Here is a 13163-nt window from a genome sequence, read left to right on the forward strand (position 1 = left end):
GTTGACAGCCCAGACCGACAAGAGAATAATGCGCGCCACTCGGCTACATAGCTCAGTCGGTTAGAGCGCAGCATTCATAATGCTGATGTCCCAGGTTCAAGTCCCGGTGTAGCCACCATACAAAACAAAGGGTTAGCGAAAGCTAGCCCTTTGTCGTTTCTGGGCATCCAAAACAGTTCCAAGCACTCATTAGGAGCCGCCATGAGAGACGATTTCGAAAGCATTCGCGCCGAGCGCGATGCGCCGCTGCAGCGCGCAAACTCCTCCAGCCATCACTACTCCGGTCTGTGGAAGCAGATTGCCCTAGGTATCGTGACTGGCTATCTGGCGCTCGGTCTGTTGGCTGCAGTCGGCTGGTGGGCATTTGCCAAGCTGGCGCTGAGCGGACTGCAGATCACCACGCCATGAGGGGCTAGGACTTCTGCGCGCGGGCAGCCAGCACCAGGCCGCTGACGATCAGCGCCCCGCCCACCCAGTGATGCTCCTGCAACCCCTCGCCCAGCAGCAGCCAGCCGAGAATCGCGGTGAACACCGGCATCAGGTAGTTGCTCATCGCCGTGCGCGCGGGGCCTAGTTCGCGCAGGCCGATGTTCCATAGCTGGTAGGCCACCACCGAGGCGAATAGTGCGGTGTAGCCGATAGCTGCCAGGTTGGGCAGGCTGAGTTCGAAGCGCGCGCCCTGCCATAGCTCCCAGGCATAGAGCGGCGAGAGCATCAGCAGCCCCAGTAGCACCAGGGCGCCGAGCAAGGTGAAGGGCGGTAGCTGGAAGTGCGCACTCCAGCGGCGCAGCAGCAGCGAGTACAACGCCCAGTCGAGAGTTGCCACGACCATCAGCAGGTCGCCCTGGGCAAACGACAGGCTGGCCAGCGCCCGCCAATCGCCCTGAGCGATCAGCCACAGCAGTCCGCACAGCGCCAGCAGCAGACCGAGCCAGGCGCGCCGCGCCGGCCACTCGCCCAACAGCAGCCCCGCACCAATGAAGGTAGCCAGCGGCAGGCAGGTGCTGACCAGGCTGAGGTTGATCGCCGCGGTACTCAGCGCAGCGGTGTAGAGCAGGTAGTTGTAACTGGCGATGGCCAGTCCCGCGAGTACCCAGAGGCGCCAGCCGGCGCGACGCAGGGTCTGCCGGTGCTGCCAGAGCGAGGGCCCGACCAGGGGCAGCAGAATCATCAGGGCCGTCGCCCAGCGCCAGAAGGCCAGCGAGATCGGCGGGATGGCTCCGGTGAAGGCCCGCGCCACCAGCGAGTTACCGGCCCAGAACAGGCTGGCCAGAGCCAGCCCGGCCCAGGCCAGCAACGCCGCACGACTCATCCGCACGGCCTTTGAAGATGGATGGCGCTCAAGCATAGATCTCGCAGAAGCGATGGCTCATTCGATGAGGGTGCAAGCCATCACCAGCGCATCTTCGCGCCCGCCAGGGGCCGGATAGTAGTCGCGGCGCCGGCCGATCTCGTTGAAGCCGTAGCGCTCGTACAGGCGGTAGGCGCCCTGGTTGCTGGCACGCACCTCGAGGAAGCACTCGCCCGCCTTGAGCTGCATGGCGCGCGCCATCAGGTGCTCCAGCAGCTTGAGGCCCAGGCCCTTGCCCTGGCTCTGCGGGCGCACGGTGATGTTGAGCAGGTGCGCCTCGTCGAGGATCACCTGGATGATGCCGTGGCCGATCTGTTCCTCGCCATCGAACATCAGCCAGCAGTCGTAGGACTTGAGGCCGTCGGCGAACAGGTTGCGGTTCCACGGATGGCTGAACGCGGCGCTCTCGATCTGCACCACGCGGTCGAGATCCGCCTCGGTCATCGGGCGGAAGCTGATGGAGTCGCTCATGCGCTCGCCTTCCAGCGCGGCATGATGCGGCGCATGGCGCGCCACAGTTCGGCCTTGCGCTGCGGCTCGTCCATCAGCAGCTCCAGGCTCGGCAGCGCCCAGGCAGCGCCCAGCCCCTCGACCTGCAGCTCGCGGTTATAGGCATCCTCGTCCGCCTCGCCGGCGAAACGCACCGCTGGCAGGCCGACCAGCCACAGGCAGCGGCAGGGCTCGGCCTCCAGCTGACCGGCCAGCACGCCCTGCACATAGTCGCGAGCGGCGTCAGGGCCCTGATCCATGTTGCCGCGGGTGAGCAGCGGCCAGCGGATCGGTGAACCATCACCGACCTGTTGCGGCGCATCCGGCAGGCCGGCTGCACGTAGCAGGTCCTTGAGCAGCAGGTAGGAAGGATCGCGACTCTGGAACGGCTCGCCGGTGGCCAGCTCGACCAGCAAGGCGCAATCGCCGGCGCGTAGCAGTTGCAGGGCGAAGCGCGGTGGCGGCGTGACCGGCTTGGCCTCCACCACCGGCGCCTCTTCCGGCTCGGCCTTGGTCTCGGGCTTGGCGAAGACCTTGGAAGCAGCGCTGGGGCGCGGCACTTCGATAGCCGGCCGAGCCACAGCTTGCGGCACCGGCTCCGGCGCCACGACAGGCGCAGCCGCTGCGACCTCGACAGCCGCGCTCTGCGGCTCGGCCTCAGGTTCCGCCTGCGGCTGCAGCAGCTCGGGACGCGAGGGCGCGGCGAATGGCAGCTCCACGCGCGGCAGCCAGCTGGCCACCTGCATGGCACTCAGATAGGCGCGGCGACGCAATTCGGCGATCACGAACGCACCTGCGGGAAATCGATGGAGTGGATGCGGCTCAAGGGCGCTGGCCTTTCACGGGAACGCATGGCCGGGCATTGTCGCGTGAAACGCCGCAAGCGGAAAGCCGCCCTGCGTAAAGCCGGCCGCGAGAATGGATATCCAGAATGCACAAGGCCCGCCGATTGGCGGGCCTTGTGAGGGGGATCAGAGAGCCTGATCCCAGGGACGGTCGCCGTGCTCGTCCTTGATGCGGGTGGGCAGGCCCATCCCATCGAGGAGCTTGAGAAACGGCTCAGCCGGCAGTTCCTCGACGTTGACCATGCGCAGTGCATCCCACTCGCCACGCGCAACCAGCAGGGCGGCGGCGACCGGCGGTACGCCGGCGGTGTAGGAGATGCCCTGGCTGTCGGTCTCGGCGAAGGCTTCGGCGTGGTCGGCCACGTTGTAGATGAACAGCTCGCGCGGCTCACCATCCTTGCTGCCTTTGACCAGGTCGCCGATGCAGGTCTTGCCGCTGTAGCCCGGTGCCAGCGAGGAAGGATCCGGCAGTACGGCCTTGACCAGCTTGAGCGGGATCACCTGTTGCCCTTCGGCGGTGGTGACCGGCTGCTCGGAGAGCAGGCCGAGGTTCTTCAGCACGGTGAAGACGTTGATGTAGTGGTCGCCAAAGCTCATCCAGAAGCGCACGTTCGGCACGTTCAGATGCTTGGACAGCGAGTGCACTTCATCGTGGCCGGTCAGGTACAGGTTCTGCACGCCAACCACCGGCAGATCGTCGGTGCGTTTGACTTCGAACATGCTGTTGCTGGTCCACTGGCTGTTCTGCCAGCTCCAGACCTGACCGGTGAATTCGCGGAAGTTGATTTCCGGGTCGAAATTGGTGGCGAAGTACTTGCCGTGGGAACCGGCGTTGACGTCGAGGATGTCGATCGACTCGATCTTGTCGAAGTACTGCTGTTGCGCCAGTGCGGCGTAGGCGTTGACCACGCCCGGGTCGAAGCCGACGCCGAGAATCGCGGTGATGCCCTTCTCCTGGCACTCGTCCAGGTGCTTCCACTCGTAGTTGCCATACCACGGCGGGGTTTCGCAGATTTTGCTCGGATCCTCGTGGATCGCGGTGTCCAGGTAGGCGACACCGGTGTCGATGCAGGCACGCAACACGGACATGTTGAGGAAGGCGGAGCCGACGTTGATGACGATCTGCGATTCGGTTTCGCGGATCAGTGCCTTGGTCGCTTCCACGTCCAGGGCATTCAGCGCGTAGGCGCGGATATCCGCGGGCTGCTTCAGGCTGTCTTTAGCCTGCACGCTGTCGATGATGGCCTGGCATTTGGAGATGTTGCGCGACGCAATAGCAATGCGACCTAACTCGTCATTGTGTTGCGCGCACTTATGGGCCACCACCTTGGCAACACCTCCTGCACCAATGATAAGAACGTTCTTCTTCAATTCGTTATCTCTCCTTTACCCGGACCAGCCTCAGGAGAGGCTGGAGAGGTAATCGTCAAAGGTAAATTCGCGAACCACCTCGACGCTGCCGTCGAGCTGTTTCACCACAATGGCCGGCATTTTCAGGCCGTTGAACCAGTTCTTCTTGACCATGGTGTAACCCGCCGCATCGATGAACGACAGACGATCGCCGATGGCCAGCGGACGATCGAATTGGTATTCGCCGAAGATGTCGCCGGCCAGACAGGACTTACCGCACACCATCCAGGTGTGCTCGCCGTCGTTGGGCGCCATCTTGGCGTTGAGGCGGTAGATCAGCAGATCGAGCATGTGCGCCTCGATCGAGCTGTCGACCACCGCGAGGTTCTTGCCGTTGTACAGGGTGTCGAGCACGGTGACTTCGAGCGACGCACTCATGGTGATCGCCGCTTCGCCCGGCTCCAGGTAGACCTGCACGCCGTACTTGTCGGAGAAGGCCTTGAGCCGCGCGCAGAAGGCGTCCAGCGGATAGCCTTCGCCGGTGAAGTGGATACCGCCGCCGAGGCTGACCCACTCGACCTGGGCAATCAGGTGGCCGAAGCGCTCCTCGATGGTGGTCAGCATCTTGTCGAACAGCTCGAAGCTGCCGTTCTCGCAGTTGTTGTGGAACATGAAGCCGCTGATCTTGCCCATCACCGGGGCGATCTTCTCGGCGTCCCACTCGCCCAGGCGGCTGAACGGCCGCGCTGGGTCCGCCAACAGGTAGTCGGAGCTGCTCACCTGCGGATTGACGCGCAGGCCGCGGATGGTGCCCTCGGTGGCAGTCTCGAAACGCTCCAGCTGGCTGATCGAGTTGAAGATGATCTTGTCGCAGTTGGCGACCATCTCTTCGATTTCGTCATCGGCCCAGCCCACGCTGTAGGCATGGGTCTCGCCGGCGAACTTCTGGCGGCCGAGCTTGAGCTCATATAAGGAAGAGGACGTGGTGCCGTCCATGTACTGCTGCATCAGGTCGAACACCGACCAGGTGGCGAAGCACTTGAGCGCCAGCAGAGCCTTGGCGCCGGAGTGTTCGCGCACGTAGGCGATCTTCTCCAGGTTGGCCATCAGCTTCTGCTTGTCGATGAGGTAGTACGGCGTATTGATCATCTCGTAGCCCCGGTCGATGGAGGGACGGAGGCCCCCCGAAAAAATGGACGCGAATTGTGCCGACAACCGGCGCATATCGAAAGAGCGATGGCTGAATTTCGATCAATGGCGACGCATTCGAGCATGCCGACAGGGCGTGACGACGACATGACGGACGCGGGTATCGCCGGAGACTCGATACGCTACAATCCGCCGCTTTCAATCAATGGATAACCGGGCCCGCGATGATCGATCCCAAGCGCGTACTGCGCGCCCTCGCCGAGCACTGGACGCTGCTCGAACCGCTGTGCGAGCGCTTCGATACCGGCACCCTGAGCCTGGTCGAGCTGCGCAACCAGCTCGGCACGCAGCTGCCCGAGGGCAGCCCCGCCGACATCACCGCCCTGCTCGACCAGTGGATCCGCCTGGACATCCTGGTGCCGGTGGCCAAGAGCCCCAACCGCTTCGAGCTGAACGCGCAGATCCACGACTTCCTCGCCTACCTGCGGCGTGAACACCGTTTGGGTTTGTGTCTGGAGATCGAGGCCTACCTGCGCCATCTGGAGCGCCTAGCCGGCTATATCCAGGACGCTTTCGAAGTGCGCGACGGCAACGACCTGGCACGCCAGCTGCGCCTGCTCGACATGCGTGTGCGCGACGTCCTGAAGAAGCTGGCCAACGACGAGCAGGCGCTGGTCGGCGTCGCCGAGCGGGCCAAGACCAGCGACCGGCAGATTCCGCTGCGCCAGCGCTACGCCGAAGTGCTGGCGACCTGGGACGAATATGTCGAGCCAATGATCCAGCTGGTCTCCGCCGACGGCGCCTTCGAGCAGGGCGTGCGCCGCGTCGAACAGGTGCTGCTGCGCCTGCTCGGCGAGCAGCAACGCCTCGGCCAGTTGGTCGACGACGACCTGCTGCTGCGCACCCATGCACGCATCCTGGAGATGCAGACCGTCGCCCAGCTGACCCTGCGCAAGGCCCGCGAGCTGCTGCTGCCGCTGCGCGAGGAAGCGCGCCGGCACAACGCCGTGACCCGTGGCGCCGCGCTGGCCCTGTCGGTGATCCGCAAGAAGGGCCTGGACGCCCTGCCGCAGGCCTCGATGCCGCTGTTCACCCGGCCGCAAAGCACCTTCCTCGGCACCGCCAGCCAGGTCGAAAGCTACGTCTACGCCCTGGCCCGCTTCCAGCCCAAGCCCAACCAGTTCCCACGCGCCAGTGGCTCGCGCAAGGGCGCACCGCCCAAGGCGCCACGCACCGCCCGCGAGATGATCGAGCGCTGCGAGCAGGCCCTGCCGCTGCCGGACCTGATGGTCTGGCTGCTGGAGCAGGAGCCGGAAGGCGCCACCGACGAGCTCCTCTACTGGTTCTCGCGGCTGTCGCGTGACGGCCGCTTCCAGCGCGAACGCCTCGAGCGCCGCGACTACCTCACCCGCGAGCATCAGGTCAGCCTGAGCTCCTATGCCCTGATCAAGCCGGCCGGGACCTCCGCATGAATATCGATCTGAAAGAACTCACCCAGCTCGCGCCGATCTTCCGCGAGCTGTTCAAGGGCTACCACATCAGTCGCGCCGCTCCCGAGCTGTACACCCAGCTCTCCAACCAGCAGGACGCCTACCGCGCGCTGTTCAAGTCGCTGGGTTACGAGCTGGTCTGCGACAGCCGCGGCTTCTACTACTTCGTACCGGAGCAGATGGGCGCCCAGGTCAACAAGACCGCCCAGCGCCTGGCGCTGTTCACCTTCATCCTGGTCGAGCACCTGGCCGACCAGGGCCGTGACCCGCTGGCCGTGCTCGACGGCGGCAGCCTCGGGCGCGACGAACTGCCGCCGCTACTGGAGAAGTACAAGGACCTGTTCCTGCAGGCCGAGGTCACCACCCAGGACGAGCTGGAAGAGAAGATCATGCGCCGCATGACCCAGCTCGGCTTCGCCAGCGAGGAGAACGGCGTGTACCGTTTCCTCGCGCCGATGCACCGTTTCCTCGACGTGTGCCTGTCGGTGCAGCAGGACCGCGACCTGGCGGCCAGCCTGCACAGCAACCTGCCGCTGCCGACACCGGAGCTGGTGATCGACGACGCCGAAGAAGACATCGTGCGCATCGAGCCGCTGCCCGCAGCCACCGAGGAATCGGAAGAATCCGAGGAAGAGGCCCTGGCCCGCGCCATGGCCGAGGAACGTGACGCCCAGGAGATCGACGCATGAGCCAGGAACGCTACGGCATCCGCCGCTTCGCCCTGCTGAACACCGCCGGCTACAGCCTCGGCATCTTCCCGCTGGAGAACCCGCTGTCGGTCTACGGCGCCAACAACCTGGGTAAGTCGGCGTCGATCAACGCGCTGCAGTTCCCGATCCTCGCGCGCATGTCGGACATGAGCTTCGGCAAGTACAGCCTGGAGCAGTCGCGCAAGTTCTACTTCGCCAGCGACACCAGCTACATCCTGGTCGAGGTCGCCCTGCCCCACGGCCCGCATGTGATCGGCGTGGCCGGCCGCGGCCCGGGCGGCGGCTTCGGCCACCAGTTCTTCGCCTACCAGGGCGAGCTGGACCTGGCCCACTACCAGCAGGACGGCACCTGCCTGCGCCAGCGCGAGCTGTTCAAGAACCTCGGTCAGGCCGGCATCGTCGCCTACGAGCTGAAACCCGAGGAACTGCGCCGCCTACTGGTTGGCGGCCACACCAGCATCCCGCTGGACCTGACCCTGATCCCGCTGCGCTCCACCAGCGAGCAGAGTCTGAAGACCTTCCGCGCGCTGTTCATCAACCTGCTGCACATGCGCGAGATTACCGCCGCGAAATTGAAGCAGCTGTTCCTTGATGCCTTCGAGCACAGCCTGCGTTCGGGCAGCGTCGACTACATCGCCGCCACCGAAGAGGCGTTCCGCGACGTGCGCCGCATGGAGCAGGACTACCAGGCGCTGGTCGCCGCAGGTCCCTTGGTCGAGGCCCTGTCCGGCGGCGTGGCCCAGCGCGAACTACTGCGCGGCAAGCTGCATCGCCTGTCGCCGCTGCTGGATAACCTGCTCGGCGCCTGGCAGGACTACTCCGGCGCGCGCAAGGAAGAGCTGGTGATCCAGGCCGAGCACTACCGCCGCGAGCAGGACGGCCTGCAGAACGAGCAGCGCGGCGGCACCGCCGAACTGATGCGCCTGGAGCGCGAGATCAGCGAGATCCAGCGCTGGCTGGGTGAGCTGTCCGTGCTGAAGAACCGCTTCGCCCTGGTCGACAGCGCCAAGGTGCTGGAAGAGCAGCTGCTCGCCGCCAAGGACGCCCACGACGAGCTGGCCGGCGCCCTGGCGCAGTCGCGGCAGTTCTCCGCCGAGGACCTGGACGAGCGCCTGCGCGACCTGGAGAAACGCCTGAAGTCGGTCAAGCAGCAGCTCGACCACGCCGACAACAACAGCTACTCGCGCCTGCGCGAGGAGTTCAGCCAGGCCGACGTCGATCGCCTGATGCGCCTGTTCAATGGCCAGCTGTTCAGCCTGCCGCTGGGTGAGAAAGGCATCCAGGCCGAGGGCGAGGACTGGGTCAAGGCGGTCGAGGCAGTACTGGATCGCTTCAAGGGCGACACCTTCGCCGTGCCGGGCCTGTCCATCGACCTCTCGCACATCGAGCCGCCAGCCCTGCAGGCCCTGGCCGACCGCGCGGCCCTGCGCGATCAGAAGGACCGCCTGGAGCGCGAGCTCAAGCAGCTGAAGACCCAACAGGCGGTAGCCAACGACCGTGCGGCGAGCAAGGCCCAGGCCGAGCAGCTGTACCAGGCCGTGCTGGATGCGCAGAAGGCCCTGGAAGACTTCCGCAAGAGCCAGACCCTGGCCGCCGAGGAGCCAACCAAGCTGGAGCAGCTGGCCGAGGCCGAGGCCGCCCAGGACGAACTCAAGCGCGCATCGGACGCCTTCACCGAGCGCGTGCAGCAGCTGTCCGCCAAGCTGCAACTGGTCGGCCGCCAACTGGCTGATCTGGAAGCCAAGGAGCGCACCCTGGAGGACGCCCTGCGTCGTCGCCAGCTGCTGCCGGCCGACCTGCCCTTCGGCACGCCGTTCATGGAGCCGGTCGACGACAGCCTGGAGAACCTGCTGCCACTGCTCAACGACTATCAGGACAGCTGGCAGGCGCTGCAGCGCATCGACGGCCAGATCGACGCACTGTACGCCCAGGTACGCCTCAAGGGCGTGGCCAAGTTCGACAGCGAGGACGATCCGGAGCGTCGCCTGCAACTGCTGGTCAACGCCTATGCGCACCGCCAGGACGAGGCCCTCACCCTGGCCAAGGCGCGCCGCGCCGCAGTCACCGATATCGCCCGTACCCTGCGCAATATCCGCAGCGACTACGACAACCTGGAACACCAGCTGGCGCTGTTCAACCGCGAGATCAACAAGCGCCAGGTATCCAACCTGGAGAGCTTCCGCATCGTCCTGGCGCCCAACCGCGACGCGCTCAAGCACATCGACCAGATCATCCACAGCGCCGGCCAGTACGAGGAAGGCGAAACCCTGTCGGTGTTCGATCTCTCGCAGAGCGCCGAGCAGGATGCGAAGAACGAAGAGGCCAAGGACTACCTGTCGCGCCTGGTGGCCGCCAACGGCAACCAGCTGGGCCTCAAGGACCTGTTCGAGCTGGCCTTCGAGATCACCAAGGTCGGCGGTCAGCCGGTGATGCATACCGACATCGATGGTGCCGCCTCCAACGGCACCACCATGACCATCAAGGCGCTGACCAACATGTACCTGTTGCTGCACCTGATGGATCGCGAGCAGGCCGGCAAGGTACGTCTGCCCTACTACCTCGACGAGGCCGCGGACATCGACGAGCGCAACCAGCAGGCACTGATCGAGACCAGCCTGCAGCTGGGCTTCGTGCCGATTCTCGCGTCGGTGAAGCCGCAGGTTTCGGCCCACGTGGCCATCGACCTGGAAGGCGGCAGCGGACCCAACGGCATCTACATCGACGAAGCCGACTGGAAGTTCATCAAGCGTCGCGAAACCGCCAAGGCGACCGAGGAACAGGCCGAGCCGGCCTGATTCCTCCGCGTAAACGAAAAGGGCCGCTCATGCGGCCCTTTTTCTTGGGGATGGATCAGTCGTCTTGGTGATCCTTGAGGATCTGGCCATTGGTGGCGTCCAGCTCCAGGTCCCACTTCACGCCCTGGGCGTCACGCACTTCTACCTGGTAGATGTAGCGGCCGTATTCCTCTTCCAGCTCGGTCTCGGTGACCTGGCCGCCGGGGTGCTTGGCCAGGGCGGCGGCATTGAGCTTGTCAAAGCTCTGGATGGTGCCGGCATCGCGCAGCTTGAGCGCTTCGTCCGGGCCGAGGTCACGGGCCTGGGCGATACCGGCAGTGGCGGCGAGGGTGGTGATGGCGAAAAGGGCAGTCAGCTTGTTCATAGTGTTTCTCCGTCGGGAGTAATTGGTTTCGACGGGAATCAAGATAGCCAAGCCGACTTAAGCCAAGCTGAATCCGCTTAATTCTCCAGGCGAATCTTCGGCGCCCACTTCAGCCACTCTTCATTCACCTCGTCATTCAGGGCGAAGGTCTGCCCGGGCTGAGCCGGACCACCCATGACCGCGTTGTCTGGCGTAGCGAAGGCGATACCGCCTTCAAGCAGTGCCTCCAGCGACTCGGTACGCACCTTCACGCCCTTGAACAGTCCGGCGTCCACGCCGATGCCACTGGCATTCCAGAAGCGCGTGCCGCTGCGCACCAGAGGGGCATAGCGCGGCTCGATCAGTACATGGATCAGCACGCGATCGGAAGTCGGGCCCAGCTCGAAGTCGGTGACCTTGCCCACCGGAATCTCGCGATAGCTGACCACCACGCCAGGCTTGATCGAACCACGGCGCGCGGCGCTGAGCACCAGACGCAAGCCACCCTCGCGCACCTCGGAAGTCGGCGCCTGTTTACGCGCCTCGAAATAGCTCTGCGCCTTACCCGCCTTGGCAGCGGGCAGCACCTCGACGTACTGGCCGCTGACCAGAGTATCCAGGTTGGCGGTACGCACCAGGCCCAGCTCCGGCTTGACCACCCAGAACTCGCTACCCGCGCTGGCGATGCGTCCGGTGGCCTTGGTGATACGGGCATTGAGCAGTACCGCCTTGAGGTCATCGGTGAGCTCGACACTCTCGACCTTGCCGACGTCGATACCCTTGAAGCGAATCGCCGTGCCCGGATTGATGCCATCACCACTCGGCACCTTGATCTGGATGGCCACCCCCTCCTGCATCGCCTCATCACGGTCGGCATGCAGGCTGAAGCGCTGGATCTTGCGATTGACCGGGGCATTCATGTCCGGCGTCTCGAAGGTCACGCCACCAGCCAGCAGGGTCTGCAGCGACTCGCTCTTGACCTCGATACCGGAGGAAATACCGCCTTTCAGGGTGATGCCGCTGGAGTTCCAGAAGCGCGTGGAGCTGTTCACCAGGTTGGCATAGCTGGGCTCTATATGCGCGCCCAGTACGACACGCTTGCGATCACGGGAGAACTGGAAGCTCTGGATGGTACCGACCTTGACCTGACGGTAGAGAATCGGGCTACCGACCTCCAGCGAGCCCAGGGTATCGGCGAACAGCACCAGATGCAGGCCCGGAGCATCGATATCCAGCGGCGGCGCCTTGAGTCGCGCCGTGAAGTCACGCACCGGCGTCTTGCCCTTCTCTCCCGGCTTGATCGCGATGTAGTTACCCTTGACCAGGGCCTCCAGGCCCGTGATCCCGGCCAGCGAGATGGACGGCTTGACCATCCAGAACTCGGCTCCCTCGGTCAGGTAGTCCTCGGCCTTGGGGTCGAGGGTCAGATCGACCGATGCCGACATCAGCCCGTCATCGACCTTGATGGTCTTCACGCTGCCGACCTGGATGCCTTTGTAGATCACCGGCGTACGCCCAGCCTCGATACCTTCGAAGTCCTGCAGCTTCAGAGTGACCTTGATTCCCGCCTGGGCGGCATCGAAGTCGTCATACAGACGGAAAGGAATCGAAGGATCGGTAGGCGGGCTGTCCTTGCGATGTTCGGGAGTGGCGAAGGCGATACCACCAGCGACGATGCTGGCGAGCGACTCGGTGCGCACCTTGACCCCGGAGAGCCCCGCATTGATGGTCACGCCGCTGGCATTCCAGAAGCGCGTATGTTTGCGCACCAGGCTGGCGAACTCAGGCTGGATGAATACCTGAACCTCGACGGTGGTTTGATCCTCGGCCAGGCGATAGCTCTTCACCCGTCCGACCTGAATCTGCTTGTAGAACACCGGGCTGTCACGATTGATTGAGGCCAGGCGATCGGCTTTCAGCGTCAGGTGCAGCCCAGGAACCGTGTCAGCCATGGGCGGCTGCTCGGTCAGGGCAACGAACTTGCGGGTTGGCTCACCATCACCGGGACTCGCCGTGATGTAGTTGCCCGAGACCAGGGTTTCCAGACCTGTGATACCAGCCAGCGAGACGCTGGGCTTCACCAGCCAGAAACGGGTATTAGACCGCAGGTGCTGCTCTACCCGTTTGTCCATCTCGACCGTGACCCTGACGCCACGGTTTTCACCTTTGTCATCCAGCTCCATACCGACCACCTTGCCGATCGACATGCCCTTGTAGATGACCTCGGTCTTGCTGACCTGAATACCGTCGCCCGAGGGGAAGAATATCTCGATCTCGATGCCGGCCTGGTTATAGGCCCGGTAGGCCAGCCAGCCACCGATCAGCAGGGCTATCAGCGGCAACACCCAGATGGCGGACCAGTTGGTAGTACGGCGGGTCTTCGCTGTATTCAGCTCGGTCATGCAGGAAGGCTCCATTCCTCTGAGCAGGCCACAGGCGCCCTTGCGATGGCCGCAAGACAACGCCGTCTATCAAGCTAGTTTATCAACAGCAGGCGCAAGCCTAACGCATAGGACAGCACCGCGCCTGCGGGTGATTTCCTGTTTAGGATTTTCTTACGCGCAAAAGCCAAACCCCCATCCGATTGCTCGGATGGGGGTTTGGGGATAGGAGCTTGACGATGACCTACTCTCACATGGGG

The 13163-nt window shown here is 64.3% G+C and carries 11 protein-coding genes and 1 tRNA gene; 5 read left to right on the plus strand and 7 right to left on the minus strand.

The window, feature by feature from the left end; translation table 11 throughout:
* The first annotated feature begins 41 nt into the window (after positions 1-41).
* Together IP89_RS01770 and IP89_RS01775 are read left to right on the plus strand one after the other, a co-directional pair.
* Positions 42-118: transfer RNA gene (locus tag IP89_RS01770), tRNA-Met, on the plus strand.
* Between the two features lie 83 nt (positions 119-201).
* The gene (locus IP89_RS01775) at positions 202-408 is read left to right on the plus strand and encodes a hypothetical protein (protein ID WP_043307178.1); all 207 of its coding nucleotides are present in this window, start codon (positions 202-204) and stop codon (positions 406-408) included.
* Between the two features lie 4 nt (positions 409-412).
* On the opposite strand, the gene IP89_RS01780 is transcribed toward IP89_RS01775, so the two are convergent.
* The 5 genes from IP89_RS01780 to IP89_RS01800 form a co-directional block, all read right to left on the minus strand.
* Positions 413-1312: a DMT family transporter gene (locus IP89_RS01780; RefSeq protein WP_043307180.1), complete on the minus strand. Its 900-nt coding sequence runs from the start codon at positions 1310-1312 to the stop codon at positions 413-415.
* A gap of 57 nt (positions 1313-1369) precedes the next feature.
* Positions 1370-1822, minus strand: a complete 453-nt coding sequence (rimI, locus tag IP89_RS01785) for a ribosomal protein S18-alanine N-acetyltransferase (RefSeq protein ID WP_043307182.1) — start codon at positions 1820-1822, stop codon at positions 1370-1372.
* On the minus strand, positions 1819-2625 hold the full coding sequence (locus IP89_RS01790) for a hypothetical protein (RefSeq protein ID WP_043307184.1): 807 nt from the start codon (positions 2623-2625) through the stop codon (positions 1819-1821). The genes rimI and IP89_RS01790 overlap by 4 nt, the downstream gene beginning before the upstream one ends.
* A gap of 186 nt (positions 2626-2811) precedes the next feature.
* Positions 2812-4056 carry a saccharopine dehydrogenase family protein gene (locus tag IP89_RS01795; RefSeq protein WP_043307186.1) on the minus strand — a complete coding sequence of 415 codons (1245 nt, stop codon included), beginning with the start codon at positions 4054-4056 and terminating at the stop codon, positions 2812-2814.
* Positions 4057-4086: 30 nt separating this feature from the next.
* Positions 4087-5184, minus strand: a complete 1098-nt coding sequence (locus IP89_RS01800; RefSeq protein WP_043307188.1) for a carboxynorspermidine decarboxylase — start codon at positions 5182-5184, stop codon at positions 4087-4089.
* 224 nt (positions 5185-5408) lie between these two features.
* Between IP89_RS01800 and mksB the strand changes: the two genes are divergently transcribed.
* The 3 genes from mksB to mksF are packed head-to-tail and all read left to right on the plus strand — an operon-like array spanning position 5409 to position 10179.
* Positions 5409-6656: an Mks condensin complex protein MksB gene (gene mksB / locus IP89_RS01805; protein WP_043307190.1), complete on the plus strand. Its 1248-nt coding sequence runs from the start codon at positions 5409-5411 to the stop codon at positions 6654-6656.
* A complete protein-coding gene (gene mksE, locus IP89_RS01810) occupies positions 6653-7363 on the plus strand; it encodes an Mks condensin complex protein MksE (RefSeq protein ID WP_043307192.1) in 711 nt (236 codons plus the stop codon). Before mksB ends, mksE begins: the two co-directional genes overlap by 4 nt.
* On the plus strand, positions 7360-10179 hold the full coding sequence (gene mksF, locus IP89_RS01815; protein WP_043307193.1) for an Mks condensin complex protein MksF: 2820 nt from the start codon (positions 7360-7362) through the stop codon (positions 10177-10179). Before mksE ends, mksF begins: the two co-directional genes overlap by 4 nt.
* A gap of 55 nt (positions 10180-10234) precedes the next feature.
* Here the strand turns inward: mksF and IP89_RS01820 are convergent, their stop codons facing one another.
* On the minus strand, positions 10235-10543 hold the full coding sequence (locus tag IP89_RS01820; RefSeq protein WP_043307194.1) for a PepSY domain-containing protein: 309 nt from the start codon (positions 10541-10543) through the stop codon (positions 10235-10237).
* 77 nt (positions 10544-10620) lie between these two features.
* Positions 10621-12924, minus strand: coding sequence for a PqiB family protein (locus IP89_RS01825; RefSeq protein ID WP_043307195.1), 2304 nt, complete (start codon positions 12922-12924; stop codon positions 10621-10623).
* Positions 12925-13163: the final 239 nt, after the last annotated feature.

The organism is Pseudomonas sp. ML96 (assembly GCF_000761545.1).
In the GTDB taxonomy this organism is placed as follows: domain Bacteria; phylum Pseudomonadota; class Gammaproteobacteria; order Pseudomonadales; family Pseudomonadaceae; genus Aquipseudomonas.

Coding starts and splice junctions, on each gene's coding strand:
- mksF (WP_043307193.1), top strand. CDS start 7,360: ATGAGCCAGGAACGCTACGGCATCCGCCGCTTCGCCCTGCTGAACACC.
- mksE (WP_043307192.1), top strand. CDS start 6,653: ATGAATATCGATCTGAAAGAACTCACCCAGCTCGCGCCGATCTTCCGC.
- IP89_RS01800 (WP_043307188.1), bottom strand. CDS start 5,184: ATGATCAATACGCCGTACTACCTCATCGACAAGCAGAAGCTGATGGCC.
- IP89_RS01820 (WP_043307194.1), bottom strand. CDS start 10,543: ATGAACAAGCTGACTGCCCTTTTCGCCATCACCACCCTCGCCGCCACT.
- rimI (WP_043307182.1), bottom strand. CDS start 1,822: ATGAGCGACTCCATCAGCTTCCGCCCGATGACCGAGGCGGATCTCGAC.
- mksB (WP_043307190.1), top strand. CDS start 5,409: ATGATCGATCCCAAGCGCGTACTGCGCGCCCTCGCCGAGCACTGGACG.
- IP89_RS01780 (WP_043307180.1), bottom strand. CDS start 1,312: ATGAGTCGTGCGGCGTTGCTGGCCTGGGCCGGGCTGGCTCTGGCCAGC.
- IP89_RS01825 (WP_043307195.1), bottom strand. CDS start 12,924: ATGACCGAGCTGAATACAGCGAAGACCCGCCGTACTACCAACTGGTCC.
- IP89_RS01775 (WP_043307178.1), top strand. CDS start 202: ATGAGAGACGATTTCGAAAGCATTCGCGCCGAGCGCGATGCGCCGCTG.